Here is a 26,143-nt window from a genome sequence, read left to right on the forward strand (position 1 = left end):
AACGGCCTCGCAGGTCCAAGCGAGTACGACGTCAGCGGGCGACGCACCCCAAGTTTCACTTATCCGAGGGCGCCACGAAGTGGCATGGGGTCTTTGGAGGAGGCCGCGCTCCACGGCGCTGCTGTGATCGCCATCTGTTGCTGGCGAGATGACGGGCCGCCGGCCGGGCCGGACTGGCAGCCGTTCGTCGATTCCCATGCGATCCGAAGAGGGGCGGAGGTTCGTTTCCACGAAGTGACGTCCCATCTGACTGCCAAACACCCGAGGGTTCCTGCCACTACAGAATTCGTGGCCGAGCGACCGGAGAAAGCTCTGATCGACGCGACGAAGGGCGCGGCCCTACTCGTGCTCGGCAACCGGGGGAACGATTCGCCCCCTTGTCTTCTGCTGGGACCGGTCACTCAGATCGCGCTGGCCGAAGCCCGATGCCCGGTGGCGGTGACCCCGCCGCCTTGATTTCCGCCGCAACTGGGTGATGTTCCCGCCCGACTATGGACCGCCCGGGGAGAATGAGCGCACCCCGTGACGTGAGGTCCAAGATCCGCTGCTTGTCGGTGGTTGCCATGAGTGAACCGCTGCTACCGAGCAGCGAGCGTGGAACAAGACGCCGCGGCTGACCGAGCTGAACAGCCGCGATCCGAGAGTGCCGAGTCCGTGCGAGCCCACCACCAGTAGGTCCGCCTGTTCGGACGCATCGACCAATGCGTCCACGGGCTGCTCGGATCGAACGTCCTCCATTACCGTCACCTGGGTGTACGGCTTGCGGAGCGCTTCCAGCCGATCGTGGACAATCTGGTGGACCTCGTCCATGTCATAGGCGGCCTCCGGTGCGAGGGCATGCACAGCCCTCAGCGTGGCGCCGCGCAGCCTCGCCTGCTCGAAGGCGTAGGCCAGCGCGGGCTCGCACACCAATGAGGTGTTCACCCCGACCACGACCTCCTCGTACGCAGGTCTCAGCTCGCCGCTCACCACGACAACCGGGCAGGTGGCCTGGCCGGCCAGATCAACGCTGACCGAGCCTGGCAGCAGGCCATTGAACCCACCCAGCCCACACCTGCCGACCACGATCTCGGCCGCGTCCTTCGCCAGCTCGCGCAGGGCCGGGGCAGCCGCGCCCTCAGCCTCCTGTGTGGTGACCTCTACCGCAGGGCAGCACTCCTGGACGAGGGCTTCCGCTTCGCGCAGGATCCTTTGCCCTCTACCGAGCAACTCGTCGGCCAGGTCGGGATTGGTGTTCTTGCCGATCTGACTTGTGGAAGGGTCCATGGCATGCACGATCCTTAGCGGTAGGCGCATCCGGAAGGCGTCGCCGATTGCCCACTTCACAGCGGTCCGCGACGCCGCCGAGCCGTCCACTCCTACGATGATCATCGCGTCTGCTCCTTCGCTCACACCTCCATCGGACCGGCCGCCGGTTCGCGATTGCAGAGCTGGAAGTCAGTCCGGCCAGGGCCGAAAGCCCTCGCCACGTTGTGCGACGGAGTAGTGCTCACGGTTACTGTGCCGAGGGCTACGTAAAGGTCGAGAACTCTGTGACCGTCTGGCACCCGTCACAGGTCCTCATCCGGCTCTATTTCTTCCACGAGATCTTGTATGGATCGATTTCCCACAAAGGGACCAAAGGGCGCGATTTTAGGACCTTTGCCTCACGTCTACGGTCTGGACGCCTCCCAAGCTGAAAGGGACAGAAACGCATCATCCCCTCGAGGGGATTCAGCACCGGAGTGCCGATCGGGGCTGTTGCTCGACTGGCAAGCCTTCCGGCGGATCTCAGGAGGTGTGCCATGATCATAGTTGGGGTCGACGGATCGCAGGCAGGCATGGAGGCCGTCAGCTGGGCGGTGAGAGAGGCCGCACTTCGCCACGTACCGCTCATCGTGGCCCACGCCATGCCCCGATGGATCTGCGAGACCAAAAACGGCCGCCTTGCTGAGGTGGCCACGTGGATGCGCGAAGGCTGCGAGACCGTGCTCGCCGGGGGCAAGTCGCGGGCAGTCCATGAACAGCCGACGGCCGAGGTGAAAACCCTCGTGCTGCCAGGGGATCCGCGTCTGGCCTTGATAGAGGCATCGCAGGACGCCGAACTCCTGGTGGTCGGCAGTCATGGACTCGGAGGCGTACGCGGCATGCTGGTCGGCTCGGTGGCCTACGGCGTCGCCGGCCACGCCGCGTGTGACGTCGTCGTGGTACGCGCGTTGCCGTCGCTCCCCCATGGTGAGGTCGTGGCAGGCGTCGACGGCTCGACCCGATCCCGTGCGGTGCTGGACTTCGCATTCGCCGAGGCGGAGCTGCGAAAGGCGCGGTTGCGTGCCGTACACGCATGGGCCTGGCCACGACTGGGCGGCTTCGCACCCGCGGACCCCGAGAGCGAGCAGAAAGAGTTGCTCGTGCTCAAGGAAGCGCTCGCCGGTCACCAGGGACAACATCCGGACGTCGAGATGATCGCGGAGAACGTGCATGGGCATCCCGTTGAAGTTCTGCGCCAGGCTGCGACCGGAGCCGACCTGCTCGTGGTCGGGTCACGCGGGCACGGAACGCTCACCGGGATGGTCCTCGGGTCAGTGAGTCACGCGCTCCTGCACCATTCGCCATGTCCGCTGGTCGTGGTTCGGGACAGCGGCGGCGGCCAGTGGTGATCGGTCAAGTGTCATGCGTCTCTTCACATGTCCCGTCTGGCTGCACGGTCCATGTCATGGTGTCGCTTGCCTCAGGCGCCTCATACAGTATCCGCCTCGTATGCGACCGGCCATCTGCTCGGCTCCGGCGGATGTGCCGCCCAGCCAGACGGCCGAGGTAGAAGAGAACAACCGCAGAGCACGACGTTCGGAACGTCTGCAGAGAGAACTGGAGGCGTGTTCGTAGACCGGCACGAGATAGGGGTGCTGTTCCAGCCGGAGTTGAGGCTCGCGACGTGATCTGCCCGCCCCTCAACGCCATGGCGGTCGACGTGTCTGGGTGGGCTCAGTCGGTCTTCCTGTACTCCGGTCGAAGGTGACTGCTGACCCGCGATGTCATCACATTGGTCATGCTCGGCCTGGGCATGATCGTCCTTCAGGAGCTTTCACGTGGGTTGAAAGAAAGGCCGAAAGCCTCTCCTGACCTGGGACGTTGGCCGCTATCCGAGCGACGCCGCACGCCGCCACTGTGAAGCATGAAGGGCACTGCGTGAGGAGGACCTTATGGGTATGACGCTTTCCGCCATCGATCCTTGGGACGGCTGGGATCACATGGGGGGCGCTGGATGGGGATGGCTGTGGAGCGGTTTCATGATGCTGTTCTGGCTCGCTCTCATTGCACTGGTTGTCTGGCTGGTCGTCCGGGCTGCTACGGAGCGGCGGCAGAGCTCTCCCGTCGAGCGTTCCGGCGCCGAACGGGCCCGGGATGTGCTGGCCGAGCGGTACGCACGTGGCGAGATCTCCACTGAGGAGTACCAGGACAGGCTCAGCCATCTCGGCGGAGCATCCTAGGCCCCGGATAGCAGGAGCGGCGAACGTCGGCCATGGCACACCTGGTCGATCACCGTGTTGTGATCAATGGGCATGGGCGGCTTTGTCCGTGGGGTGGGTGGGTCGTTGAGGGCGGGGCGGGTGCAGGATCCGGTCGAGGCGGACGGCGGCGTAGCCGAGGACCGACAGTGCGCCGACGATGAGCAGGTCGCCAAGGGCCAGCGGTTGGGTGCCGAGCAGCTCTTGGAGCGGTGGGAGGTACAGCCCGGAGAGTTGCAGGACGAGCGCACCGGCGACGGCGAGCAGGAGCATCGGATTGGCCGGCGTGCCCGGCCGGGTACGGGAGCCGAGCGCGACACCGAGCTGGGTGGCGCCGAGGGCGAAGAAGGCCATGCTCTGCCAGGGGCGACCGGTCTGGTGGGCCCAGACGGCCACTCCGAGCGTGACGGCGGTCAGGACGACGGCGATGCGGATCAGGCGCTGCCACAGTCCCGCGCCCAGGATGCTCTGGCTGGGCGGCCGCGGTGGGTCGGCCATGGCTCCCGGTATGGCGGGCTCGCCGCCGAGGGCCACGCCGGGCAGCCCGTGCGTGAGCAGGTTGATCCACAGGATCTGGGCGGGAAGCAGAGGGAGTGCGAGCCCGGCGAACGGTCCCAGCAACATCACCGCGATCTCGGCTGCCCCACCGGACAGGCCGTAGACCAGGAAGCGGCGGATATTGGCGTAGACGCGGCGGCCCTCCTCGACGGCCGCGATGACGGTGTCCAGGTTGTCGTCGGCGAGTACGAGGTCGGCTGCCTGGCGGGCGACCTCGGTGCCGCGTTCGCCCATGGCGACACCTATGTCGGCGCGTCGGAGCGCTGGGCCGTCGTTGACGCCGTCACCGGTCATAGCGAGTGTTTGTCCGTCGGAGCGGAGGTCTTGGATGATCTGCAGCTTCTGCTCGGGCGTGGCCCGGGCGTACACGCTTACCTTGGCATGGCCTGTCGTCCCGGGATCGCGGAGATCCACCACCGGATCACCGGCATTGATGATGCCCAGATCGGTGGCGATGGCCCGGGCGGTCCCCGGATGATCACCGGTGATGAGGAGCGGCCTGATGCCGGCCTGCTTGCAGGCGGCAATCGCGGCGGCCGCGGCCGGGCGCGGCGGGTCCAGGATCGCGACCAGCCCGAGCAACGACAACCCGTTCTCCGGCGCGGTTTCCGGAACGGCGGGCAGATTGCGGCTCGCGACCGCCAGGACTCGGTAACCGTCCCGGGCTAGTTGCTCGGCGCGTTCGGCGGCGCGGGCCAGGAGCGTCGGATCGTCGGTCAGGACGCTCGAGCTGAGGAGCACATCGGGTGCGCCCTTGCAGATCACGCGGCTATGCCCGCCGGGCAGGCGATGCACGGTGCCCATGCGCTTGCGTTCGCTGTCGAAAGGGCGCTCGGTCACCCGTGGGAATCGCTCCTGCAGGTGCTTGCAGTCCAGACCGAGCTTGGCGGCGGCGGCGAGCAGGGCCGCCTCGGTGGGATCGCCCAGCGCCGTCCAGTCCGCGCGAGGGTCTTGGGGTGGTGACAATCTGGCGTCGTTGCACAGTACGGCCGCCGTCAGCAGGTCGTTGAGGGTCTCGATGCCGAGGGAGTCGTCGCGCACGATCTGGCCGTCGGGTGCGTATCCGGATCCGGTGATCGTGGCCTCTCCCGTAGGAGTCCATAGGCGCCGGGCGACCATCCGGCCCTCGGTGAGGGTACCGGTCTTGTCGGTGGCGAGCACGGTCACCGCGCCGAGGGTCTCCACGGCGGGCAGCCTGCGGACGAGCGCGTTGCGCGCGGCCATCCGGCGAGCTCCCAAGGCCAGGCTCAGGGTCACGACCGCGGGCAGCGACTCGGGTACGGCCGCGACCACCAGGCTGATCGCGGTCACTACCATCAGTTCGGCCGGTTGCCCGTGGACCAGTCCCAGGGCCAGCACCAGCGCGGACAGCGCAACCGCGACGCCGGCCAGCAGGCGGCCGACCCCCACCAGGCGCCGCTGCAATGGCGTCAGGCCGGCCCCCTTGACCATCATGGACGCGATCCGGCCGCTCGCGCTCGCCGTCCCCACGGCGGTGGCCATCGCTCGGCCACGTCCCCGTACCACGACGGTGCCGGAGGAGACCGGGTCGTCGTCGGTCTTGTCCACCGGCACCGACTCTCCCGTCAAGGACGACTCGTCCACGAGCAATGCCGCCGACTCCACCACCGTGGCGTCGGCCACGATGATGTCGCCTTCGGCCAGGACCAGCAGGTCTCCCACGACGACATCGGCCGCCGGGACCTCCGTCTGGGAGCCGTCGCGGATCACGCGTGCTACCGGCGCCGTGAGCTGTGACAACGCCGTGATGGCCCGGTCGGCGCGGACCTCTTGCGCTACGCCGACGAAGGTGTTGACGACGATCACGAGCATGATCACGGCCATGTCGGTCCAGTCGCCGGTGGCGATGGTCAATACCGCCGCCACGAGCAGGACAATGATCAGCGGATCGCGAAGCTGGGCGGCGACCCGCCGCCACAGCGGGACGGGTGGCTTCTGCGGGAGCAGGTTGAGGCCATCCCGCTCCAGGCGCACTGCCGCCTCCGCAGACGACAGTCCGGAGTGTGTGGGGATCACCACGTCTTCCTCCTTGATCCGCGGTCGGCCAAGGTGCCGCATCGTCTCGCCTACCTGTTTTCGCAGGAAACGAACCCGGAGCCCAGGGACGAAGGTCCCGACCGGCAAGGCCGGACGGCAGCCTTGGCAGGCCGCTTACGCCGAGAAGCTCATACGCCACAAACCGGCAGGATCAGCGCTTTCCGTCATGGAGCGCCAAGGCGAAGGGACTGCTCACCACTCTCATCCCACGCGCGTCCTGCTGAAATGGTCGGTGAACCAGTCGCATGCCAGGCCGCCGACGGTCTCCAGCGCTCCGGGCCCTTCGAACAAGTGTGTGGCATCAGTGACGACCTGCAGGTCATTCTCACACTGCAACCGCACCTGCGTCGCCCGATTGAGGCCGAGCACCAGTTCGTCACGATCGCCCACGATCAACAGCGTCGCCGCTCGCACCGCCGACAACCGCGGCCCGGCCAGATCTGGCCGTCCACCTCGTGAGACAACGGCGGCCACCTGGTTGCCCGGCTCCGCGGCGGCCCACAGTGCGGCCGCCGCTCCAGTGCCGGCTCCCAAATAGCCGACCAGCAGTCCCGCAGCCCGAGGCTGCCCCCTCAGCCAGTTCGTCACCTGCGTGAGCCTTCCGGCCAACAACTCGATGTCGAACACGTTGCCACGGTCATACTCCTCCTCGACCGTGAGCAGGTCGAAGAGCAAGGTACCCAGACCCGCACGGTTGAGTACCGAAGCCACGTACCGGTTACGAGGACTGTGCCGGCTGCTACCACTACCGTGCACGAAGATCACTATCCCTTCGGCCTCCTCCGGAATGACGAGCTGCCCCGGCAGCCGGACATGACCCGCATTTACTGTCACCTCGTCGGCAGGTTCCGGCGGATCAGATCTTGCCACTCGCCCCTTTCCAGGCACCGTGCCCTCGGCGGTAGGCGGTGCGGCCCGCTGCAGCAGTTCGACCACCTGCTCGTCGGTGTTCTGGGTGAAGTCGTTGTACCAGGAGCCAATGGCCCACAGAGTGGAAGGCGTCTCCAAGCAGGTCACCTCGTCGGCGTCCTCGCGCAGACCCTCAAGCGTGTCCGGCGTTCCGACAGGGACTGCCAAGATCACTCGCGCGGCCCCGCGCGCACGAGCCACCTGGCAGGCGGCCCGAGCGGTGCTACCCGTGGCGATCCCATCGTCCACCACGACGACCGTACGGCCCGCAAGGGCGACCGGTGCGCGATCGCCGCGAAAGCGGCGAGCACGGCGCGACACCTCTGCCTGCTCGCGCTTCTCCACTTCGGACATCTCCTCATGCGTCACCTCCGCCAATCGGACGACATCCGAATTGATCACGCGTATGCCGCCCTCTCCTACCGCGCCGAATCCCAGCTCGGGCTGGAAAGGCACTCCCAGCTTTCGGACCACGATCACATCCAGCGGCGCGCTCAAGGCCCGAGCCACCTCGAAGGCCACCGGCATGCCACCTCTGGGCAGCCCGAGGACGACCACGTTCTCATCGGTGATGAGTCCAGCCAGCCGTTCGGCCAGACGAACGCCCGCATCATGACGATCAACAAACATCAAGCCTTACACCTCCGCAAAGCCCACAGCGGTTGATCACCTTGCCTAGCCACATCCGCCTCAATCACATATCGTCACTATTCATTACATTTTGTAGTATCACCAGGCTAATCGTCCTGAATCCCGCGTTACCTTCCTAGGTTCGTCAAGGACGCAAGTGCGGCCGACGCCACTCCGGCAGCACCAGTTGGGAGGCCTGACGCCGTTACCGGCCGCCCCTTGGTAACGGCTTCGTGGCAGGCGTGGCGTCCAGGCGGAGGGAGCTCAGCACGGACTAGATCATGCTGCCCACAAGGCATCCGGCCTTTACCCGCGGAAGTTCTATCGTGGAGAGTATGGGTGGGATCACCCTTAGGCGGCAGTACCTGGCTGGGGTCACCATCATCATGGTCAGCGGGGAGCTCGACCTGGCAACTGCCGATGAGCTGGAGGAGTTCGTACGCCGAGTCCGCCGGGCCGGCGATGAGGTCGTCATGGGCCTGGCCGGCACCTCCTTCATGGACTGCACCGGGTTGAACGCGTTGCTGCACCTTCGGCAGGAGATCGGCCGTGATGGCGGCACCCTTCGGCTGGTCGGCCTACAGCGTGAGCCCATTCGTGTCCTGCGGCTCAGCGGAATGGACCGGTGGTTGCCGACGCACGACAGCCTTGAGCAGGCGCTCACCGCGGCCACTGGGCGCAGGCACCGGGGCACGCCAGGCGGCCTCATCGGCAGCACCTAACGCCCCTCACGTCGCGGTGGTGCCACGGCTGGCCACATCGAGAAGGCACCTCGCTCTGATCCCTCCAGGAACCTCAGCTGCACTTTCCGGTGGCGTGGTGGCGAAAGCGGGCTCTACCGATGTCGGCGTCCCGGCCCTGGCCAGGGGGACGCATCCGCCATGCGATCATTCAACGCCCCTTGCTGAGAACCCGGCCATGTGAACTGGCGCCGAGGCGCTTCTCGGAGGGAAGCGCCAGGCGTTCGACCCGCAGCACCTTGCCAACGACCTCTCCGTCGATGGACTCCTCTTCGATCAGAATCGCGGCGAGCCGGTCGAGTGCACCGTGACTCGTGCACGGCCACCGCGTGGCGCTCCTCCGGAAGCAGGGCGTTTGACGTCTCCCAGCGGCCGAGCAGCACCCGATCGCGTGCCGTGTCCAGGTCCGCGGCGGTGATACGCATAGTCATCGCTCCGGCCCCTCCAGCAGCTCCGCGCTTCTCTGTGATGTTCAGCCAAATGTCCAGGTCATGGCAGGGCCGAAGGGCCCAAAGACAAAGGCTGAACGGTCCTGCCCCAGCCCGCTCCAGAAGGAGCGGAGGCGTCAGAGCGTCTGCGTCGAGAAGCGCCGCCCAGCCTCGGTATGGCCCCCACCGAGCCGTCTGCGCCGACCAGATCAGGCCGAACGGGCCGGGGATAAAGGTCTTTCGCCCCTGAGGGGATCAGCCGGCGGGAGGGAGGATGGACATTGCCCGCGAGGCGGGCGAGGGAGTCACTCGCTCCGCGGGGCCTGACAGGTTTGTGTCCTGAGACCCTCATGAGGAGCCCGGATGGAGCTCGTCGAGGAAACCTCCCATCGATTCCGCGTCGACAGGCATGGGGCCATGCGAGTGCCCGGAATCGTGTTCGCCTCCCGCGCGCTGCTGCCTGAGGACGAGGCGCTCCAGCAGGTGATCAACGTGGCTGCCCTGCCAGGGATCGTCGGCGCCTCGTACGGGATGCCCGATCTGCATTGGGGGTACGGCTTCCCGATCGGCGGTGTGGCGGCCACCGACGTGGCGGCGGGTGGTGTCGTCTCGCCTGGTGGGGTCGGGTTCGACATCTCCTGTGGGGTGCGGTTGCTGGCCGCGGACGTGGACAGCGAAGGGCTGCGCCGCGACCGGCTGATGGATCTCCTCGACGTCACGATCCCGCGGGGCCCGAGCAGGGACGCGGTCTGGCACTCGCCCGGCCGTGCCCGGCTCGAGAACATCCTGTACGGCGGCGCCCGCTACGCCGTCGAGCAGGGCCACGGCGTCGCCCGCGATCTGGAGCGCTGCGAGGACCGCGGAGCGGTCGCCGACGCCGACGCCACTCACGTGAGCACGCGGGCCATGGAACGCGGCCAGGGCCAGGTGGGAAGCCTGGGCTCGGGCAACCACTTCCTGGAAGTGCAGGCGGTCGACCAGGTCTACGACGAGAAGGCGGCAGCAGCCTTCGGGCTGCGTGCCGGCCAGGCGTGCGTGATGATCCACTGCGGATCGCGCGGGCTCGGGCACCAGATATGCACCGACCACGTCCGCGCGATGGAGGCGGCCATGCCCCGATATGGCATCGAGGTTCCGGATCGGCAGCTCGCCTGTGCGCCGGTCGGCGCGCCCGAGGGCCGGGCGTACCTGGGGGCGATGGCTGCTGCCGCCAACTATGGCCGGGCCAACCGTCAGCTGCTCGGCCAGGCGGTGAGGCGCGCGTTCGCCGAGGTCACAGGCGCGGAACTGGAGTTGGTGTACGACGTCTCGCACAATCTCGCCAAGATCGAGAAGCACGACGGCAGGCTGCTGTGCGTGCACCGCAAGGGCGCCACCCTCGCCCTGCCGCCCGGCCATCCAGATCTGCCCGCCGACCTGGCGGCCGTCGGGCAGCCGGTGCTGATCCCCGGGACCATGGGCACGGCATCGTACGTGCTGGTCGGCGTCCCCGGCGGCAAGGCGTTCCACTCCACCTGCCACGGCGCGGGCCGTACCCAGAGCCGCCACCGGGCGGCGCGCTCCATCAGCGGCCGTGAACTGCGCGACCGGCTGGAGGCCCGCGGCATCGCCGTACGCGGCTCCACCTGGCGCGGCCTGGCCGAGGAGACCCCGGCCGCGTACAAGGACGTCGACGAGGTGGTGACCGCCACCGAGTGCGCGGGATTGTGCCGCAAGGTGGCCAGGCTGGTGCCGCTGGGCGTGGTCAAGGGGTGAAAGATGACCCGCGGGCACCGTACGCTGCCGCACACGGCCGACACCCGCATCCAGGCCTGGGCGCCGACGATCATGGAGTGCATCGCCGAGGCGGTCCTCGCCATGAGCGACAGCTTCCTGGACACGGCAGGTGGGGTCGCGTGCACCGAGCAGCGCGTGCACCTCGCGCCGGGCCGCCCGGAAGACCGGCTCGTCGCCGCGCTCGAGGAGGTGATCTACCGGATGGACACCACCGGTCAGGTTCCCATCCGCGCCACGCCGGAGGAGGACGGGCTGCTGCTGGCGACGGCATGGGTCGAGACGATGGCGCAGACCGGGGCGGTTCCCAAGGCGGCCACCCTGCACCGGCTGGCTTTCGAGCAGCGCGGAGACCAATGGATGTGCACGGTCACCCTTGACGTGTGACCGCCGGCCGACGCGCGGGTCCTGCCTCCGGAGTCGGCATGCCGAATGTGGGAAGAGCGTCCCTTGAGGGGAGAGGACCAACGGAGGTGCATGATGAAGGCTGTCGTTGGAGACAAGCTGGTCATCGAGGGCCGTCACGAAAGTGATCCGCGCCGGATCGGCGTCATCACCGAGGTGGAGCACACGGACGGCTCGCCACCTTACATGGTGCACTGGTTCGACTCAGAGCACGACACCCTGGTGTTCCCAGGGCCCGATGCGAGGGTCGAGCACGTGAACGCATGAGGCATCCCCAAGAGACGCGGGCTCTGCCGTTCGCCGAACGATTCTTTACATCTTCCGGCGGCACGCCTGCCCATGCTCGGACCAGCACGGGTAGGGGCAGATGAGAGCGCTTCGTACCCTGTTGGGGAGGCGAGCGATGGATATAGGCGAAACCGGAGTGAAAGCCCGGGACGTGATGCACGAGGGGGTCCAGTGCATCGGCGAACACGAAAGTTTGCGCGTCGCCTCGCAGATGATGTGCGATCTCGGCGTCGGCGCGCTGCCCATCTGCGGGGACGACGACCGGCTCAAGGGCATCGTCACTGACCGGGACATCGTGGTCCAGTGCTGCGCCCACGGTGGGGACATCGACCAGACCACCGCCGGGGAGCTGGCTCGTGGGCTGGTATGGGTGGATGCCGATGCCAGCATCGAGGAGGCGCTGTTCAAGATGGAGCAGAACCACGTCAAGCGCCTGCCCGTGATCGAAAGTCACCGCCTTGCCGGCATCATCAGCGAGGCCGATCTCGCGAAAGAACTGCCCGACAACAAGCTTGCCGAGTTCGTTCATCGCGTTTACGCACTCGACTGACACGCCGGCCTGATGGTGGTCAGCGATGAGTCTGCAGATCGTGGCGGGAACGGCCAACCGTGCACTGGCCGATTCCGTCGCCGAGGCCCAGGGCAACGAGTCGGCCCCGGTGACGGTGGAGCGGTTCCCGGACGGTGAGCTACGGCCCGCCGTGGATGGACTGCGGGGCGCGGACGTCTACCTGGTCCAGCCCACGGGCCCGCCGGTCAACGACTACGTGATGGAGTTGCTATTGCTGGTCGATGCCTGTCGGCGAGCAGGTGCAGCACGGATCACCGCGGTCGTGCCGTACTTCGGGTATGCCCGTCAGGACCGTCGTGGCCGGGCCGGACAGGCCATCGGGGTTTGCGTTGTCGCCGAGGCGCTTGCTTCGGTCGGGACGTGGCGCCTGATCGTGGTCGATCCGCAGACGGTCGCGCTGGAGGCCATCTGCGCCGTCGAAGTGGAGATGCTGACCGCCGTGCCGTTGCTCGCCCGGGAACTTGGTACGGGATCACTTGGTGAACAGGAGTTGCTGGACGAGGTCGTGGTGGTCGCGCCCGACCTGGGCGCGGTCAAGCTGGCCGAGCATTACGGCGCGTTGCTGTCGCGTCCCGTGGCGGTGGTGCGCAAGACCCGGCTCAGCGGGAGGAGGGTGGTCGCCGAGGAACTGGTGGGAGACGTCCGCGATCGTCCGGTGGTCATCGTCGACGACATGATCAGTACGGGTGCCACGATCGAGGCCGCGGCGGAGGTGGTCTCCGCCCACGGCGCGGCGCCGGAGATCGTCGTGGCCGCGACTCACGGCTTGTTCGTGGAGGCAGCGGCGGAGCGTCTCGATCGTGCCGGGATCCATCGGGTGCTGGTCACCGACACCGTTGCCCGGCCGCCTACGCCACCGATGCGGCTTGGGGTGTGCTCGGTGGCCCCGCTACCGGCCGATGCCATCGGACGGCTCCATCACGATGAGCCGCTGGACGACCTACTTGCCCGGAGCTGACGGTTTTATGGCGGCGGGCCTGCACAGGGAGGGGAACAATGCCGCACACACGAGTACAGAGCATCGAGCACACTGTCCAGACCACCAACCGATGGCTGGGCGATCTGGCTGACGCGATCGGCACCGAGGACCGGGACTTCACCCAGCGGGTGTTGAAGGCCTGGCTGCACGCGGTCAGGGACGGTTTGACCGTGGACAGCGCGGCCCACTTGGCCGCGCAACTGCCCGATCTGCTCCGTGGGGTGTACTACGCCGGCTGGGACCCCAGTCGCGTACCGATCCGCAGGGGCCGGGAGCAGTTCATCGAGTACTTCGCACGCTCAGCCCGCGTCGCGCTCAGGGATGTGCCCCAGTTCGCTGCCACTGTCACGGAATTCCTGTGCGGGGAACTCTCGGAGGCGTCGGTTACGCACGTGCTCGACCGGCTCCCTCGGGACGTACGTACCGTGTTGCAACCCACCGGGACGGCCGGAGGAGGTTGATCGCATGTCCGAGCCGATCATCGTAGGGGTGGACGGTTCACGGGGAGCGCTGGCCGCGGTGCTGTGGGCGGCCGACGACGCCGCTCGACGCGGCTGCGACCTGCGGATCATCCATGTCGAGGAGCCGCTGGTCTACGGCGGGCAGGCATATGAGCGCTCGCCCGACGACCCGGTACGCAAGGACGGCGAACGGCTGCTGGCAGAGGCCGCCGCGCTGGCGGCCGAGTCCCACGACCACCTCCATGTGAGCACCGAACTGCTCTACGGGGACACCACCGACCTGTTGCGCGCGCAGGCCGGCGAGGGCGCGGCCATCGTGGTGGGCAGTCGCGGGCTGGGCGGGTTCGCCGGGCTCCTGATGGGCTCGGTGGGGCTGGGCCTTGCCGGGCACGCGCCCGGGGCAGTGATCGTGGTCCGCGGCACACCCAGCGTGGTGCAGGGCGAGATCGTGGCCGGTCTGGACCCCGAGGACGCCGTGCACCCGGCCATCGATTACGCCTTCGAGGAGGCGCAGGCCCGCGGGGCTCGGCTGTGGGTCGTACATGCTTGGGATCTGCCGTCGAGCAGGGTGGTCGCGAGCTTCCCGCCCGATCTCGAATTCATCGCCCAAGCGCGGCAAAAGCGTGTTCATGACGTTCTGTCGCCATGGGCGAAGCGGTATCCCCGCGTAGAGGTGACCGAGTCGGTCTTCCGTGGAAATCCCATCGCGGCGCTGTGCGAGACTTCCGCTCGTGCCGACCTGGTCGTCGTGGGCTCGCGGGGCCGGGGGGTGATCCGCTCAGCCATGCTCGGCTCGGTCAGCCACGGTGTCCTGCACTACGCCTCCTGCCCGGTCGCCGTCGTACGGCCACGTGTCCGAGCCGACTGAATCCCTTCGGGAACGACCCGGAAGATGTCATTGCTTTGCTCGATTGCTTTGCTCGGTGACCAGGAGCCCTGGAGTACTCCCGATCTTGTAGACACCCTCCCACCACGGACGGGCACCAGGGAAGAGTGGGAGTAGCAAGCAGACGGAAGTACTCCAGTCGCGGTGGCGCAGCTTGCTGTGGACACGGTGGAGTTGTTGAGAAATCCACAGCTCTTGGTTGTCGAGATCGATGTTGTTCCAGGTCAACCCAAGGACCTCCCCGCGGCGCAGGCCCAGGACCAACATGAGGACAAGACGAAGACCGCGTACAGCGGCTCGTCTACACTGCGAAGGCGCTCGAATAAGGCCCGACCTCCATCGACGCGCTAAACCGTGTGCTTGCGCCTCTGGGTGGTCATCTTGGGCAGCCTGGTCAGGGAGACGACGTTCTTGGAGATCCTCACGTAGGGCGTGCGCGCGAGCGGAACACCCGACAGGCGCTCTGGATGGTGCCTCGTGACAGGTACTCCTCGCAGCAGTCGCCGGTGGAGCAACAGCGACGCCGAAGTCGAGCGCCTGGTCGGCAACGGCGTCACCGTCCTGCACGAGAGGACGGCAGGGGCCGAGCCGGTAGCACGCCATCGCCGACCCCGAGGGCACGAACTCTGCCTCAGCTGATCGAGCCCGTCACGGGCTCCAGCCTGATGGCATCACCGCGCCGGACCTGTCCGCCCCTCAGAACAGAGGCGTACACGCCGACGTTGACCTCGTGGGTCTGGGCGGCCGTGCGCAGGATGCCGGAGTCCTTGGGCAGATCGTCCTGGGCCAGCGTGATCATCACGCATCTGGGACAGGGGCCGGTCACGGCCAGGCGCACCTCGTCCCCGAGGCGCAGCGTCTGTCCGATCCAGGCATCCTCCACGAAATCCTTCACCGGGCTGGACATCTCCACGACCACATTAGGCCGGAACCGCCGGACCTCGAATCGGCCCTGAGGATAGAGCTCACGCAGCCGGTTGAGGGTCGCGGTGGTCAGCACGTGGACGACGGCGCAGTCGAAGAACGTGCCTTCCGGCAGCTCGAAGTCGGTGACAGTGTCCTGGAAGTCGAGGCCTTCGATGCTCGGCCAGTACTCCTCGGCCTGCCGCGCCCGACCCGCCCCTTGGGCCTCGGCTGCCGCCTCGAGCGTCACCTCGCGTTCGAGGGCACGTGAAAGGGCCTCATTTATGCCCGCTTCGTCACTGGCGAGGATGGTGCCGTCCGGCAGGGTGACGCGTACGGCAGGCATCTTCGCGCCGCTACGGGGAGGCTCGACGAACGCGGCACGGTACTGGAGCAGCTGCGGCCACTTGCCAGGGTTCTTCGCGCTGGCCACCTTCCCGTCAGAGGTGTCCAGCAGGGCGTACGCGCGATCTCCCCGTAGGCCGCGTTCACCGACCTCGGCGGCGTTGAGCTCTTCTCCCATCATCGACTTGACGGGATAGCGCCAGAGGGAGACGACCTCTCCGATGATCTCTTGCGCTGGCTGCGGCATGACCGGCTCCTGCGTGTCTCTACGGATTGGGCAAGCCTGCTCCAGGCGCAGGCATCATGACTATGGCGTCCTTGGTGCTCTCAACGATGGCGACGATCTCGCTCTCCTCCGCGGAGGGCACCTGATACTTCGCCAACGACTGGCGCAGGTCATCCACGAAGGACTCCCACTCGTCCTCAGTGATGGCCAGGTGGCGATGGGAATCCCCCATGGTCCGTCCCGAGTACTGTTGCGGGCCGCCCGCTGCCGCGCAGACCATCTCCGTGACGAGAAACTTGAAGCCTGCCGGAGAGACTCGATGGTGCGCCTCGTCCACGGCGGGATTCTTGTTCAGCCGCGGATCGCTCATGACCCGGTCGATCAAGTCGTCGACAACCGTGGCGATGTTGTAGACGCCTCCGAGCCGGTCGTACAGCGACGGACCCTGGGCAGGCTGCATGGGCCCTCCCGTTGCGTTCGCAATGAAGATTCGTCCACTCTGGGCTGGACGACCGGACTTTAGTCTTGATGTCCGGTTTCGGCCGAGTCAACCGGCCACGGCAACAGTTGACCGGCACCATGGCGTGTCGGGAGAACACATGGCCACAAGGAGACCTACGCATAAGATCCACTCACGGCCCCTACGCCATCGGGGTGACTTAAACCGCTCCCAGGACGCCGCCCTTGGCAACACGTCGAGGCGCCGCCTCCAGCCGAGTCGGCCGCTCATTGCCGCCGCCCCGGGCCGCCGTCGCGACAGCGCCGACGTGAACGTCGGGCGCCCTGCCCCTCCCGACGAGAAGCGGCGTTGGAGGGACAAATTGTTGGCCTTTTGACGACCGGCACCGGGCACGCCGCAAGGGCGGAACATCCAGGGCTTCCAATGGCGCAGAGGGCAGCGTGTCGTTCTTTGCTTCCGAAAACTAAAGCCTCGCGCCGGGAGGTTTCGTCGACTGATCGAAAAGGGGAGCATCCTGGTTCGAGCGCACGCTTTCCCGTCGACGGGACAGGCGCGCAGCGAAAAGCACTGTTCGGCTCTCGACCCGTGAGCGCCTTTGACCGCGTCCGCGAGCCCGGACCGCAATTCCCGCGCGACAGATTCGTGCGGACATTATTGGGGGTATCCATGCCTGAGAACGAGCTGACGGACAACGCCGAGAGCGGGTTGTCACGACGCCGTTTCGTGCACTTTTCCGGCCTGGCCGGCGCGAGCGTCGTCCTCGGCAGGCCCGACCCGGCCGCGGCCAAGCCGCCGCCGGTGCCGGAGCCGCCGACTCTCCCCGGCGGGCCCGACCCGGCCGTGTGCGGCAGCCCGACGAGCAACGACCCCCTCTGGCGCGACATGCTGCAGTGCCACAGCACCAACAGCTGCCTGCAGAATGGCACCGACTACGTCGTGATGCCCGGCACCGGGCAGGGTTTCGAGAACTTCATCTTGGTGCCCACCCAACGCGTCAACGGGATCGAGTGCCCCTGGATCTGCGAGAGCCAGGCGCCGAACTACTGGGACGCCGCGAACTACTTCTCCACCAGGCCGCCGACCGTGGTGACGGCACCTGTCGGGCTAGGGATCAACTCGCAGCGAGCCCGGATGTTCGACCAGCTGCACATTCACATGGGCGAGGCGCGAGGGATCTCCAAAGGGGATCTCGAGGCCAACCAGGCGCGCGCCGGCAAAAACTTGACCGAGTGGGCGGACTCGCGGGTGTCGGTCCGGGGTGTAAACGAGCAGGGCGCGACCATACCGCACACCTACCGCGTGCTCATCTGGCCGGGATTCAGCCACGACAATCTCTTCGACATGCTCCGGACCATGCTCGTGCACGCCCTGGGCCAGGGCGCGACGATCATCGACGCCCAGGAGCAGATGCGGTTCCAGACGCTGATCGTGATACCTCGCAATGCCGGCGGCTATTTCATCGTGAACAGCGAGCTCCAACTGAGGGATCCGAGCATGCGCAATCTCACGGGGACCAACACCTGCGACCCGCTGCTTCACCTGACTTCCTGAGGGATGCCCTCGTGACATTCGGACGGGGTCGGCTACGCCGCGGTCTCATGTCGTGAGCGGGCAAGGTTCTCGCGCGTGGAGCACGGTAGCTCACCAGATCATGGCTTCGTGGTGTTCGGGCTTGCGTTCGTAGATCCGGACGAGTCGGCGGTAGCGGGCCAGCCAGGCGAATGTTCGTTCTGCCACCCACCTGCGAGGCAGGGCGGCGAAGCCGCGCAGGCAGTCGGAGCGCTTGACGATGCTGATGGTCAGGCATAGCACGTCGCGAGCCCAGGCCAGCAGGCGTCTGTCGGCGAGCCACGTTGGGCCTTGAGCCGGGAAACAACCTGATCATCGGCTCTACCAATGCCCAGCGGTATCCGAAGCACGCAGCGCATGACAAAGACCTGTGAGGCGCTCTCCCTTCGCCGGTATGGTCCGGGTCAGGTGGCTAGGGGTCGCCGGTCAGTCTTTCGACTTTTCGGCCTCTCAGCCCTTCCTTTGATCCTCTATCGAGGCTCTCAGGTCGGACTCCCTCGCTCGTCTCACAGGCCTAAAACCAACCTCCCGCCGTCCGGTTCGTCGTGCTAGGGACGAAAGTCCTGCTCTTTGAGGGCCAACGGCCCTAGCACGGCGGGACATACGCGTCAAAGCCCGCGGCTGGCCGAGAACGCCTCCGGGATGGTAATGCACCCGCCGATCTGGGCATCAGGGCTAGCGATCCGGGCTTTCCGGAGAGGACTCCCACATTGCCTTCTCCAATCTCGAGGGGGATCGCCGTCTGCACATGGACGACCCTTCCGTTCCCTCATTGGCGGGTGCGCTCATTCATAGACTCCCCCGACCCCGGGCCGTGACAGCAGAGCCGTCCGTCCCTGGCGGATGGGTCTTTCGTCCCATGCGCTGGGCGACCAGGCCGGGAAGCACATGGAGAGACGCACAATCCGGCCGTCCCCAGTGCGATCGGATGAGGGATGCGGCACGCCGTCGAGACGGGGCAGGGGAATGGCAAGGAGCCTGGGAGGATATCGTGATCGTGGTTGGTGTGGACGGTTCGCAGGCGAGCCTCATGGCGGTGGAATGGGCTGCGCACGAGGCCGCCATGCGAGGTGTCGCGGTACATCTCGTACATGTCATACCGGCCCTGGATCTGCCCGCCGGTGCCGCCTCCGAGGAGGTTCGGCAATGTGTCCACAAGCACGCCCTGTTCGTGCTGGAGGACGCTCTGCAGCATGTACGGACGGGCGAAGCGCAAACACAGATCCTGACCGGTGATCCCCGGCTCGGGCTGATCAAGGCCTCCAAGGACGCGGAGCTCCTGGTCGTGGGAAGCCACGGAACGGGCGGATTCTGGCAGCAGTTGGCCGGCTCGGTGGCGCTCGGCACCCCTGGCCAGGCCACCTGCCCAGTGGTCGTGGCGCGACCTCTCCCCGAACATCCGCGCAACGAGGTGGTCGTCGGCGTGGACGGCTCATCCGGCGCCGAGACCGCGATGGAGTTCGCCTACGCAGAAGCCTCTCTACGCGGCGCCGAACTGTACGCGGTCCACGCCTGGAACCCGGTGAGCGGCGGCCAGACTACGGGCCTCGTAGGAGAACCGGACGCTCATCGGCAACTCCTGGAGGCAGCGATCGCGGATTTCCGCGATCGCCGTCCAGCGGTCAAGCTGGTGCCGCGGCTGGTCCGCGGGCATCCCGTCGACGTTCTGCTGAGGGCGTCCGCGGAGGCCGGTCTGCTGGTGGTGGGGTCACGTGGGCACGGCCCTGTCAGCGCGTTCTTCGGATCGGTCAGCCATGCCCTCGTCCAGTACGCCAAGGGCCCGCTGGTCGTGATCGCCGTGGCGGGCAAAACCTGATCTTCGGCTCTCGCTGTACGCCGAGTGAGATGTAACGGGCTACCCGTCAGGTTTGCGGCGACGCCACCGCGCGCATGCCTCCGCCCAGGAGGCATCCCACGCCGCGTACCGGCGTCTGTCGAGCGCCGCTCTGAAGACCCGGAAGGCCAACGACAGCGTGGCCGCCGATCCCACGACGACCAGGAAGGCCGCGACCAGGGCGCCCGTTAGTGTTTCCGCGTGGCTCGTCGGAGGAGTGGTCAACTCGCCGTGACCGTCGATCCATACCTTTACGGACGTACCCGCTCTGGTGCCCGCGGGCACAGCCACCTCGCCCATCTTCCGCTCACCGGACGGAGCCGTCCACCGCGCAGGAGCGCGTGATCCCGGCTCCGCGCCATCCCCCGAAGGAAGAATGTACGGCGCATCCCGGACCAGGGTCGCCGCCACCGACTGGCGGATGCCCGGGCCGGCTTGCTCGGCCTGCAGGCCTCTGTCATAGACCGACCGTCCCACGACGACGGCCGGCCAGACGCTGAACAGCAGCAGAACCAACGTGACGACCACACCTGCCGCTTCCAGCCGATCGGAGCGACGACGGAGCGCATTGCGCCCCAGCCAGTACCGGCGCGCGCGAAGCATCACCCACTGACCCCCGAGCCTCATCACGTACCTCCCCCCATCCTTCAGCCTGCGGCGGAGGCAGCGGTTCACGACAGGGGCATACGACCCGGCCTCAGCGGGGCCTTGGACCTTCTCTCTCCACAGGGCTCGGCTCACCGGAGGCGAACGACTCCGGATGAGCGGCCAGCCTTGAGGATCTTTGCCGTGGTTTTGCCACACTTCGGGCAGAGGGCCGGTACGACGTCCTCAACGGCCAGCGAAAGGCGCAACCATGAACGACGTCATTGTCGTGGGGACTGACGACTCGCCGGGCGCCGATGCCGCCATCGCGTGGGCGGCTGTCGACGCCGCACGCAAAGGGCTTCGGCTTGAGCTCGTGCATGTGATCGAACACGGCTCATACGATCTCCCGCGTTACCCGATCCCTGGCCTGATGGAGAGCCTCAGGGAGGCCGCCGAGGCGATGCTGGAGAAGAAGGCCCAGACTGTCACGGCCCGCTGGCCCGGCATCGAGGTCGCCACCACAGTGAAGATCGGATCGCCGGTGGCGGAGCTGCGGGCGCAGGCGAAACCGGCCGCCGAACTGGTGGTCGGCTCGCGCGGCCGGGGCAGATTCGCGAGCGCGTTGCTCGGCTCGGTGAGCCTGCGGGTGGCGGGCCATGCCCCCGGCACGGTCGTCGTCGTACGCTCGGTCGAGGCTGACCATGGGCGGCTCTTGGTCGGCCTGGACGAGACCGACTCCTCCGAGCCCGCCCTGGCCCACGCCTTCGCCGAAGCGTCCCTGCGCGGAGTGCCGCTGCGCGTCCTCTACGCCTACGCCGTCCCCATTCACGCGGCCACGCTCGACCTGGACCGGCTACAACGAGCCCAGTACGACTTTGTCCACGATCGGCTCACCCCTTGGCGGGCCAGACACCCTGAGGTCGACGCGATCGTGGACATCACCTCCGTGCATCCGGTCGCGGCACTCACTGAGGCGTCCAAAGACGCGGACCTGCTCGTGGTGGGCACTCGCAGGCATGGGATAGCCGTGCTCGGCTCCGTCAGCCACGGCGTGCTGCACCACGCTCACTGCCCGGTGGCCGTGGTCCGCCGCCGTGGCGACGATCAACCTGGCCGCTGACCTGCTGTGGCCAGCTCGGTCGTCATGGGAGTCCAGCGGCCGGCGAGCCTCTCCCTGAGGACCGTCATCGTGGTGTACTCCAGGTCGTCCAGCGGCAGCCGGTGCGGCTCGAACGGACCATGGCGGCGGAAGTAGTCCATCTCTTCGTTCGCCTGCTCGCGCGCCCGGTCGAAGGCCGGGTCGGCGAACAGCTCGCGCGGACCGATCAGCTTGCTGTCGTGGATCTGGAAGCCCAACGCCACCACGCGCGGTGGACCGTCGAAACGCGACGGGTGTGCGTCATCGCTGGGGACGGGCATGAGCGGTGCGTGGTGCGAGCCGCGCATGCAGCCGGCGACCCCGTAGGCGAACGTGAACGGCTCCAGCACCTCACCCACGGCAGGCAGCCCTGACTGGCAGCGAACGATCATCACGGGATCGTCCTTGCCGACATACTTGCCCGCGATGAGCGACAACCGCTGGGTGCTGGTAGCGGCCGCGGTCTCGCCGAGCGTCTTGGAACGGACGGTGTGGATCACAATAGCGAGCCGGGGCGCCGATGTACATGAGCATCTCGTACAGCTCGGCGGGGCAGTCGAAGATGATGCGCTTCTCCTCGTACAGGTCGTAGACCTCGAAGGTGAAACCGGCGTGCATCTTCTGATCGATGACAAGCCCAGCGGTGTTGAACGGGTCGGCGAAGATCTTGTACAGCGGCAGGTTCCACGCTCCGGGCTCGGTCTTGTCGGCCAGGAAGCAGATCACCGGCTCCGAAGGGCGTTCCTCGAACTCGAGCTCGGCATAGCCGGGCCCCATGCCGCGTAGGTTGCCGGAGAAGGCGTCCGACAGCAAATCCTGGCCAGCGCCGTAGAGACCGAGTTCCTTGGCGATGTGCGTCGTAGCCTGGAAGGTGTCCCAGGCGAAGGAGTGGATGAGATCCGCGTCGGGACCGTAGGTGTGGGTCATGATGAGCGAGACGTCGTCGCCGCAACTGGCCACGTGGCCGTCGATGAGCAGCCCTGACTCGATGGCTCGGGTCATTTCACGACGAGCCTCGGCCATCATGTCCGGATGCACGGCCGAGTGACCGACGAACCCTCCGGTGTCGGCCTTGATGATACTGAGAGTGATCACCTTGATCGCCTCCTGATGATTCCTTCTCTCAGTCTTTGTTTGTGGCAATTTGTCCGGTTAGAGGATTTGGTCCCTCGCCGTGCGGGACTTTCGTATCGGGTCATAGGCGGGCCACGTGGGGATGGTTATCGCCGTACGGGGAACTGGGGTTTGTGAAGTACTCATGACGCCGTTCTGAGCAGGCCGTATCACCTGGGCGGTCTGGGTCATGAGAGGCGAGGGAAGACTCATGGGACGCAAGGGCAGAACGGGGACCGATCAGCACAGCGAGTTGCTGCGCCAGATGCTGCGCATCCGCCGGTTCGAGGAACGCTGCGTCGAGCTTTACAGCAGCGAGAAGATCCGCGGGTTCATGCACCTGTACATCGGCGAGGAGGCCGTGGCCGCCGGGGTCTGCCAGGCCCTGGCCCCGGACGACGTGGTCGTGTCGACGTACCGGGAGCACGGGCACGCGCTTGCCCGCGGGGTGCCGGCCACGGCGATCATGGCCGAGATGTACGGCAAGGCCGCGGGATGCAGCAGGGGGCGGGGCGGCTCCATGCACCTCTTCGACACCGCCCACGGCTTCTACGGCGGGAACGCGATCGTCGGCGGCGGCCTTCCCCTCGCGGTCGGGCTCGCCCTGGCCGACAAATTCCACGGGCGCGACCGTGTGACCACGTGCTTCTTCGGCGACGGGGCGATGGCCGAAGGCGAGTTCCACGAGTGCCTCAACCTGGCCGCGCTCTGGGGGCTGCCGGTGCTGTTCGCCTGCGAGAACAACCTGTACGCGATGGGTACCGCACTGGCGAAGACACACGCCCAGACCGACCTGGCGCTGCGCGCCGCGGGCTACGGCGTCGTGGCCTGGCCGGTGGACGGCATGGACGCACCGGCGGTCGCCGAGGCAGCGGCCAGAGCCGCGGAGTCGATCCGGGCAGGTGCGGGTCCGCACTTCCTGGAGCTGCGCACCTATCGCTTCCGTGCGCACTCGATGTACGACCCGGAGCGCTACCGAGACAAGGCCGAGGTCGAGGAGTGGAAGAAACGTGATCCGATCGAAGCGCTCATCGCACGGATGACGGCGGCGCAGGAGCTCACCGGCGACGATCTCGCTCTGCTCGAGAAGGAGGTGGCCGAAGAGATCGATCAGGCCGTCGCCTTCGCTGAGCAGGCGCCGGTCGAGCAACAGGAGGACCTCACCAGGTTCGTCTACAGCGAGATCCCGACGAGGCGCCCGGAGGTGACGTCTTGACCGAGGGCACGACCACCTACCGCGAGGCCATGAGAGAGGCGATCCGCGAGGCGATGCGCCGCGATGAGCGCGTCTTCCTCATGGGCGAGGACGTCGGAGCCTACGGCGGTTGCTTTGCCGTGAGCCTGGGCCTGCTGGAGGAGTTCGGCCCCGAACGAATCCGGGACACCCCGTTGTCCGAGGCGGCCTTCGTCGGCGCTGGGATCGGGGCGGCACTTGGCGGGATGCGGCCGATCGTGGAGGTCATGACGGTCAACTTCTCGCTGCTGGCCCTTGACCAGATCCTCAACAACGCCGCGACGCTCCTGCATATGTCCGGTGGGCAGCTCAACGTCCCGTTGGTGATCCGGATGACCACCGGAGCCGGAAGGCAACTGGCCGCGCAGCATTCGCACAGCCTGGAGGGCTGGTATGCCCACATCCCCGGCCTGAAGATCCTCGCCCCCGCGACCTTGGAGGACGCCCGCGGCATGCTCTGGCCGGCGCTGGAGGACCCCGATCCTGTTCTGATCTTCGAGCACGGCTCGCTGTACAACCTGTCGGGGGTGCCGCGCCCCGGGCCGGTGGACATCTCCCATGCGGCACTGAGACGGTCCGGCGAACACGTCACGCTGATCGGCTACGGCGGCACAGCGGGAAAGACGCTGTCGGCGGCCGATGTCCTGGCCGCCGAGGGCATCGAGGCAGACGTGATCGACCTGCGCACCCTGCGTCCCCTCGACGACGCCACTCTCATGGAGTCGGTCAGCCGGACCCACCGCGTCGTCATCGTGGACGAGGGCTGGCGCTCGAGCAGTCTGTCGGCGGAGATCAGCGCCCGCATCGTAGAACAGGCCTTCTACCAGCTCGACGCGCCGATCGCGCGGGTGTGCACCGCCGAGATCCCCATCCCCTACGCGCGCCATCTGGAAGAGGCCGCCATTCCCCAGGTGCCCGCGATCGTCGCGGCGGCGCAAGAGGTGATCGCCGCATGACGGGCGAACCGGCGGAGTTCCGGATGCCCTCGCTCGGCGCCGACATGGAGTCGGGCAGCGTCGCCGAATGGCTGATCCATCCCGGAGACCTCGTCCGCAAGGGCGACGTCATCGCGGTCATCGACACCGACAAAGCCCTGATCGAGGTCGAGTCATTCCATGCGGGTGTGGTGGACAGCCTGCTGGTGGACGTCGGAGAGCGGGTCCCAATCGGTACGCCCCTCGCCCTCATCGCCGGCACCGCGGCCCCGGCCGAGCCTCGTGTCGCCGCCGAGCCGAGACCGGCCGTCCGGAAACGGCCGCCGGCACGGGCCAGGGGGAAGCGGCCGCGTCCGGAGCCCGCAGCCAAGGTTTCGGAACCAGTCCCGCAACTCACGCCGCCCGTCACGTCCCCGATCGTGCGCCACCTCGCCGAGAAGCGGGGGCTCGACCTGACGGCCGTGCACGGCACCGGCCCGGGCGGACGGGTGACCCGGGCGGACGTCGAACGCGCCGAGCCCCGGGCGAGGGCTTCGCCCCTCGCCCGCAGGATCGCCTTGGACCTCGGCATCGACCTCGGCTCCGTCCAGGGCACGGGCCGCTCAGGGACGATTCGCGCCGATGACGTCCGCGAGGCGGCGGCGCGAGCCGGCGTACCGCAGGAAGCGCCAGCCGTAGAGGCGGCTCCAGTCGGAGAGCCTGGGATGGAAGACCGCCGGGACGCGATGCGCCAGGCGATCGCACGTGCGATGGCCAGGTCGAAACGGGAGATCCCGCATTACTACCTGAGCACGACCGTGGACATGAGCGCCGCGTTGGAGTGGCTACGCCAACGTAACCGCAACTTGCCGGTCTCCCAGCGACTGCTGCCCGCGGTTCTGCTCCTCAAGGCCGCCGCACGCGCCGCCGAGGAGATCCCGCAGCTCAACGGCTTCTGGGTCGACGACGCCTTCGTTTCCGGCGAATCGGTGAACCTGGGTGTGGCGATCTCGCTCAAGGGCGGCGGCCTGATCGCGCCCGCCCTGCACGATGTCACCGGCCGCGATCTCGGCGATCTCATGGCCGGGTTGAAGGACCTGGTGGCACGATCGCGTGCCGGCCGGCTGCGCGGCTCGGAGATGACCGAGGCCACCATCACCGTCACCAACCTCGGCAACCAGGGCGTGGAGGCCGTTCACGGTGTCATCTACCCCCCGCAGGTGGCTCTTGTCGGCTTCGGCAAGATTCTCGACCGTCCCTGGGCGGTCGACGGGCTGCTCGGGGTTCGGCCGGTGGTCACCGTCACGCTCGCGGCCGATCATCGTGCCACTGACGGCTTCACCGGGGGCCGGTTCCTCACCGCCGTCGACCGGCTGCTCAACCATCCGGAGGTGCTATGACACCGCAGGAGGCGCGTGAGCTCATCGAGCGCGCGCTGGCCCAGGTGGCGCCGGAATCGGACCTTACGGCGCTTCCGCCGGACGCCGACTTCCGCGACGCCCTCGAACTGGACTCGCTGGATTTCCTCAGCTTCGTCGAAGCGCTGAGCGATGCCAGCGATTACCGCATCGAAGAGGACGACTACCCCGCGCTTACCAGCGTGGCGGAAGGGGCTGAATTCCTGGCTGCCCGCACCGGACCTGGATGA

At 67.2% G+C, this 26,143-nt stretch carries 26 protein-coding genes and 1 pseudogene; 18 read left to right on the forward strand and 9 right to left on the reverse strand.

All coding sequences use genetic code 11. The features are described from left to right. The coding region (locus ACIHFD_RS58820; RefSeq protein WP_397374370.1) for a universal stress protein at nucleotides 1-456 on the forward strand (456 nt) is incomplete at its 5' end. A 33-nt stretch (nucleotides 457-489) separates the two neighbouring features. Here ACIHFD_RS58820 and ACIHFD_RS58825 read toward each other — a convergent pair. Beyond that, the gene (locus tag ACIHFD_RS58825; protein WP_397374371.1) at nucleotides 490-1,371 is read right to left on the reverse strand and encodes a universal stress protein; all 882 of its coding nucleotides are present in this window, start codon (nucleotides 1,369-1,371) and stop codon (nucleotides 490-492) included. A gap of 413 nt (nucleotides 1,372-1,784) precedes the next feature. On the opposite strand from ACIHFD_RS58825, the gene ACIHFD_RS58830 reads away from it, so the two are divergent. Both ACIHFD_RS58830 and ACIHFD_RS58835 read left to right on the forward strand, forming a co-directional pair. Then, on the forward strand, nucleotides 1,785-2,636 hold the full coding sequence (locus ACIHFD_RS58830; protein ID WP_397374434.1) for a universal stress protein: 852 nt from the start codon (nucleotides 1,785-1,787) through the stop codon (nucleotides 2,634-2,636). Nucleotides 2,637-3,179: 543 nt separating this feature from the next. Further along, nucleotides 3,180-3,467: an SHOCT domain-containing protein gene (locus ACIHFD_RS58835; RefSeq protein WP_397374372.1), complete on the forward strand. Its 288-nt coding sequence runs from the start codon at nucleotides 3,180-3,182 to the stop codon at nucleotides 3,465-3,467. A 63-nt stretch (nucleotides 3,468-3,530) separates the two neighbouring features. Here ACIHFD_RS58835 and ACIHFD_RS58840 read toward each other — a convergent pair whose 3' ends face one another. Both ACIHFD_RS58840 and ACIHFD_RS58845 read right to left on the reverse strand, forming a co-directional pair. Further along, nucleotides 3,531-6,083, reverse strand: coding sequence for a cation-translocating P-type ATPase (locus tag ACIHFD_RS58840; protein WP_397374373.1), 2,553 nt, complete (start codon nucleotides 6,081-6,083; stop codon nucleotides 3,531-3,533). A 219-nt stretch (nucleotides 6,084-6,302) separates the two neighbouring features. Next, complete coding sequence (locus ACIHFD_RS58845; protein WP_397374435.1) at nucleotides 6,303-7,640, reverse strand: phosphoribosyltransferase family protein; 1,338 nt, start codon at nucleotides 7,638-7,640, stop codon at nucleotides 6,303-6,305. Between the two features lie 335 nt (nucleotides 7,641-7,975). On the opposite strand from ACIHFD_RS58845, the gene ACIHFD_RS58850 reads away from it, so the two are divergent. From ACIHFD_RS58850 to ACIHFD_RS58885, 8 genes are all read left to right on the forward strand, one after another. Beyond that, the gene (locus tag ACIHFD_RS58850; RefSeq protein WP_397374374.1) at nucleotides 7,976-8,362 is read left to right on the forward strand and encodes an anti-sigma factor antagonist; all 387 of its coding nucleotides are present in this window, start codon (nucleotides 7,976-7,978) and stop codon (nucleotides 8,360-8,362) included. Nucleotides 8,363-9,225: 863 nt separating this feature from the next. Continuing rightward, nucleotides 9,226-10,563: an RtcB family protein gene (locus ACIHFD_RS58855; protein ID WP_397374375.1), complete on the forward strand. Its 1,338-nt coding sequence runs from the start codon at nucleotides 9,226-9,228 to the stop codon at nucleotides 10,561-10,563. A gap of 3 nt (nucleotides 10,564-10,566) precedes the next feature. Further along, on the forward strand, nucleotides 10,567-10,968 hold the full coding sequence (locus tag ACIHFD_RS58860; RefSeq protein ID WP_397374376.1) for an archease: 402 nt from the start codon (nucleotides 10,567-10,569) through the stop codon (nucleotides 10,966-10,968). Nucleotides 10,969-11,058: 90 nt separating this feature from the next. Next, entirely contained in the window at nucleotides 11,059-11,253 is a 195-nt protein-coding gene (locus ACIHFD_RS58865; RefSeq protein WP_318787210.1) for a DUF1918 domain-containing protein, read from the forward strand. Between the two features lie 136 nt (nucleotides 11,254-11,389). Continuing rightward, nucleotides 11,390-11,824: a CBS domain-containing protein gene (locus ACIHFD_RS58870; protein WP_350737732.1), complete on the forward strand. Its 435-nt coding sequence runs from the start codon at nucleotides 11,390-11,392 to the stop codon at nucleotides 11,822-11,824. Nucleotides 11,825-11,849: 25 nt separating this feature from the next. After that, a complete protein-coding gene (locus ACIHFD_RS58875) occupies nucleotides 11,850-12,803 on the forward strand; it encodes a ribose-phosphate diphosphokinase (protein WP_397374377.1) in 954 nt (317 codons plus the stop codon). Nucleotides 12,804-12,841: 38 nt separating this feature from the next. Next, nucleotides 12,842-13,285, forward strand: coding sequence for a DUF2267 domain-containing protein (locus tag ACIHFD_RS58880; protein WP_397374378.1), 444 nt, complete (start codon nucleotides 12,842-12,844; stop codon nucleotides 13,283-13,285). Between the two features lie 4 nt (nucleotides 13,286-13,289). Then, complete coding sequence (locus tag ACIHFD_RS58885) at nucleotides 13,290-14,153, forward strand: universal stress protein (RefSeq protein ID WP_397374380.1); 864 nt, start codon at nucleotides 13,290-13,292, stop codon at nucleotides 14,151-14,153. Nucleotides 14,154-14,802: 649 nt separating this feature from the next. Here the strand turns inward: ACIHFD_RS58885 and ACIHFD_RS58890 are convergent. Continuing rightward, nucleotides 14,803-15,666, reverse strand: a complete 864-nt coding sequence (locus ACIHFD_RS58890) for an MOSC domain-containing protein (RefSeq protein WP_397374381.1) — start codon at nucleotides 15,664-15,666, stop codon at nucleotides 14,803-14,805. 19 nt (nucleotides 15,667-15,685) lie between these two features. Continuing rightward, nucleotides 15,686-16,105, reverse strand: a complete 420-nt coding sequence (locus tag ACIHFD_RS58895) for a group 1 truncated hemoglobin (RefSeq protein WP_397374382.1) — start codon at nucleotides 16,103-16,105, stop codon at nucleotides 15,686-15,688. Between the two features lie 585 nt (nucleotides 16,106-16,690). Between ACIHFD_RS58895 and ACIHFD_RS58900 the strand changes: the two genes are divergently transcribed. Continuing rightward, the gene (locus ACIHFD_RS58900) at nucleotides 16,691-17,656 is read left to right on the forward strand and encodes a CDP-diacylglycerol diphosphatase (RefSeq protein ID WP_397374383.1); all 966 of its coding nucleotides are present in this window, start codon (nucleotides 16,691-16,693) and stop codon (nucleotides 17,654-17,656) included. A 90-nt stretch (nucleotides 17,657-17,746) separates the two neighbouring features. Here the strand turns inward: ACIHFD_RS58900 and ACIHFD_RS58905 are convergent. Continuing rightward, nucleotides 17,747-17,905, reverse strand: a pseudogene (locus ACIHFD_RS58905) (transposase); the annotation flags it as partial. A 697-nt stretch (nucleotides 17,906-18,602) separates the two neighbouring features. Here ACIHFD_RS58905 and ACIHFD_RS58910 point away from each other — a divergent pair. After that, nucleotides 18,603-19,490: a universal stress protein gene (locus ACIHFD_RS58910; RefSeq protein ID WP_397374384.1), complete on the forward strand. Its 888-nt coding sequence runs from the start codon at nucleotides 18,603-18,605 to the stop codon at nucleotides 19,488-19,490. Between the two features lie 39 nt (nucleotides 19,491-19,529). Here ACIHFD_RS58910 and ACIHFD_RS58915 read toward each other — a convergent pair whose 3' ends face one another. Then, entirely contained in the window at nucleotides 19,530-20,111 is a 582-nt protein-coding gene (locus ACIHFD_RS58915) for a hypothetical protein (protein WP_397374385.1), read from the reverse strand. Nucleotides 20,112-20,364: 253 nt separating this feature from the next. Here ACIHFD_RS58915 and ACIHFD_RS58920 point away from each other — a divergent pair, with 253 nt between their 5' ends. After that, nucleotides 20,365-21,216 carry a universal stress protein gene (locus ACIHFD_RS58920; protein WP_397374386.1) on the forward strand — a complete coding sequence of 284 codons (852 nt, stop codon included), beginning with the start codon at nucleotides 20,365-20,367 and terminating at the stop codon, nucleotides 21,214-21,216. On the opposite strand, the gene ACIHFD_RS58925 is transcribed toward ACIHFD_RS58920, so the two are convergent. Together ACIHFD_RS58925 and ACIHFD_RS58930 are read right to left on the reverse strand one after the other, a co-directional pair. Further along, the gene (locus ACIHFD_RS58925; protein WP_397374387.1) at nucleotides 21,201-21,671 is read right to left on the reverse strand and encodes a fructose 1,6-bisphosphatase; all 471 of its coding nucleotides are present in this window, start codon (nucleotides 21,669-21,671) and stop codon (nucleotides 21,201-21,203) included. The genes ACIHFD_RS58920 and ACIHFD_RS58925 overlap by 16 nt on opposite strands. Next, nucleotides 21,586-22,329 (reverse strand): fructose 1,6-bisphosphatase, encoded by a 744-nt coding sequence (locus ACIHFD_RS58930; RefSeq protein WP_397374388.1) that lies wholly within the window; start codon nucleotides 22,327-22,329, stop codon nucleotides 21,586-21,588. Before ACIHFD_RS58930 ends, ACIHFD_RS58925 begins: the two co-directional genes overlap by 86 nt. A gap of 229 nt (nucleotides 22,330-22,558) precedes the next feature. Here ACIHFD_RS58930 and pdhA point away from each other — a divergent pair, with 229 nt between their 5' ends. From pdhA to ACIHFD_RS58950, 4 genes are read left to right on the forward strand one after another with little or no spacing between them, the layout of a single operon-like run. Next, the gene (gene pdhA / locus ACIHFD_RS58935) at nucleotides 22,559-23,563 is read left to right on the forward strand and encodes a pyruvate dehydrogenase (acetyl-transferring) E1 component subunit alpha (protein ID WP_397374389.1); all 1,005 of its coding nucleotides are present in this window, start codon (nucleotides 22,559-22,561) and stop codon (nucleotides 23,561-23,563) included. After that, nucleotides 23,560-24,537, forward strand: a complete 978-nt coding sequence (locus tag ACIHFD_RS58940) for an alpha-ketoacid dehydrogenase subunit beta (RefSeq protein ID WP_397374390.1) — start codon at nucleotides 23,560-23,562, stop codon at nucleotides 24,535-24,537. Before pdhA ends, ACIHFD_RS58940 begins: the two co-directional genes overlap by 4 nt. Next, nucleotides 24,534-25,895 (forward strand): 2-oxo acid dehydrogenase subunit E2, encoded by a 1,362-nt coding sequence (locus ACIHFD_RS58945; RefSeq protein WP_397374391.1) that lies wholly within the window; start codon nucleotides 24,534-24,536, stop codon nucleotides 25,893-25,895. Before ACIHFD_RS58940 ends, ACIHFD_RS58945 begins: the two co-directional genes overlap by 4 nt. Beyond that, nucleotides 25,892-26,143 carry an acyl carrier protein gene (locus ACIHFD_RS58950; protein ID WP_397374392.1) on the forward strand — a complete coding sequence of 84 codons (252 nt, stop codon included), beginning with the start codon at nucleotides 25,892-25,894 and terminating at the stop codon, nucleotides 26,141-26,143. Before ACIHFD_RS58945 ends, ACIHFD_RS58950 begins: the two co-directional genes overlap by 4 nt.

Source organism: Nonomuraea sp. NPDC051941 (assembly GCF_044593615.1).

Excerpts from the sequence above, each read along its gene's own strand:
- ACIHFD_RS58825 (WP_397374371.1), bottom strand. The coding sequence starts at position 1,371 with ATGATCATCGTAGGAGTGGACGGCTCGGCGGCGTCGCGGACCGCTGTG.
- ACIHFD_RS58830 (WP_397374434.1), top strand. The coding sequence starts at position 1,785 with ATGATCATAGTTGGGGTCGACGGATCGCAGGCAGGCATGGAGGCCGTC.
- ACIHFD_RS58835 (WP_397374372.1), top strand. The coding sequence starts at position 3,180 with ATGGGTATGACGCTTTCCGCCATCGATCCTTGGGACGGCTGGGATCAC.
- ACIHFD_RS58845 (WP_397374435.1), bottom strand. The coding sequence starts at position 7,640 with ATGTTTGTTGATCGTCATGATGCGGGCGTTCGTCTGGCCGAACGGCTG.
- ACIHFD_RS58850 (WP_397374374.1), top strand. The coding sequence starts at position 7,976 with ATGGGTGGGATCACCCTTAGGCGGCAGTACCTGGCTGGGGTCACCATC.
- ACIHFD_RS58855 (WP_397374375.1), top strand. The coding sequence starts at position 9,226 with ATGCGAGTGCCCGGAATCGTGTTCGCCTCCCGCGCGCTGCTGCCTGAG.
- ACIHFD_RS58860 (WP_397374376.1), top strand. The coding sequence starts at position 10,567 with ATGACCCGCGGGCACCGTACGCTGCCGCACACGGCCGACACCCGCATC.
- ACIHFD_RS58865 (WP_318787210.1), top strand. The coding sequence starts at position 11,059 with ATGATGAAGGCTGTCGTTGGAGACAAGCTGGTCATCGAGGGCCGTCAC.
- ACIHFD_RS58870 (WP_350737732.1), top strand. The coding sequence starts at position 11,390 with ATGGATATAGGCGAAACCGGAGTGAAAGCCCGGGACGTGATGCACGAG.
- ACIHFD_RS58875 (WP_397374377.1), top strand. The coding sequence starts at position 11,850 with ATGAGTCTGCAGATCGTGGCGGGAACGGCCAACCGTGCACTGGCCGAT.
- ACIHFD_RS58880 (WP_397374378.1), top strand. The coding sequence starts at position 12,842 with ATGCCGCACACACGAGTACAGAGCATCGAGCACACTGTCCAGACCACC.
- ACIHFD_RS58885 (WP_397374380.1), top strand. The coding sequence starts at position 13,290 with ATGTCCGAGCCGATCATCGTAGGGGTGGACGGTTCACGGGGAGCGCTG.
- ACIHFD_RS58890 (WP_397374381.1), bottom strand. The coding sequence starts at position 15,666 with ATGCCGCAGCCAGCGCAAGAGATCATCGGAGAGGTCGTCTCCCTCTGG.
- ACIHFD_RS58895 (WP_397374382.1), bottom strand. The coding sequence starts at position 16,105 with ATGCAGCCTGCCCAGGGTCCGTCGCTGTACGACCGGCTCGGAGGCGTC.
- ACIHFD_RS58910 (WP_397374384.1), top strand. The coding sequence starts at position 18,603 with ATGAGGGATGCGGCACGCCGTCGAGACGGGGCAGGGGAATGGCAAGGA.
- ACIHFD_RS58915 (WP_397374385.1), bottom strand. The coding sequence starts at position 20,111 with ATGCTTCGCGCGCGCCGGTACTGGCTGGGGCGCAATGCGCTCCGTCGT.
- ACIHFD_RS58920 (WP_397374386.1), top strand. The coding sequence starts at position 20,365 with ATGAACGACGTCATTGTCGTGGGGACTGACGACTCGCCGGGCGCCGAT.
- pdhA (WP_397374389.1), top strand. The coding sequence starts at position 22,559 with ATGGGACGCAAGGGCAGAACGGGGACCGATCAGCACAGCGAGTTGCTG.
- ACIHFD_RS58945 (WP_397374391.1), top strand. The coding sequence starts at position 24,534 with ATGACGGGCGAACCGGCGGAGTTCCGGATGCCCTCGCTCGGCGCCGAC.
- ACIHFD_RS58950 (WP_397374392.1), top strand. The coding sequence starts at position 25,892 with ATGACACCGCAGGAGGCGCGTGAGCTCATCGAGCGCGCGCTGGCCCAG.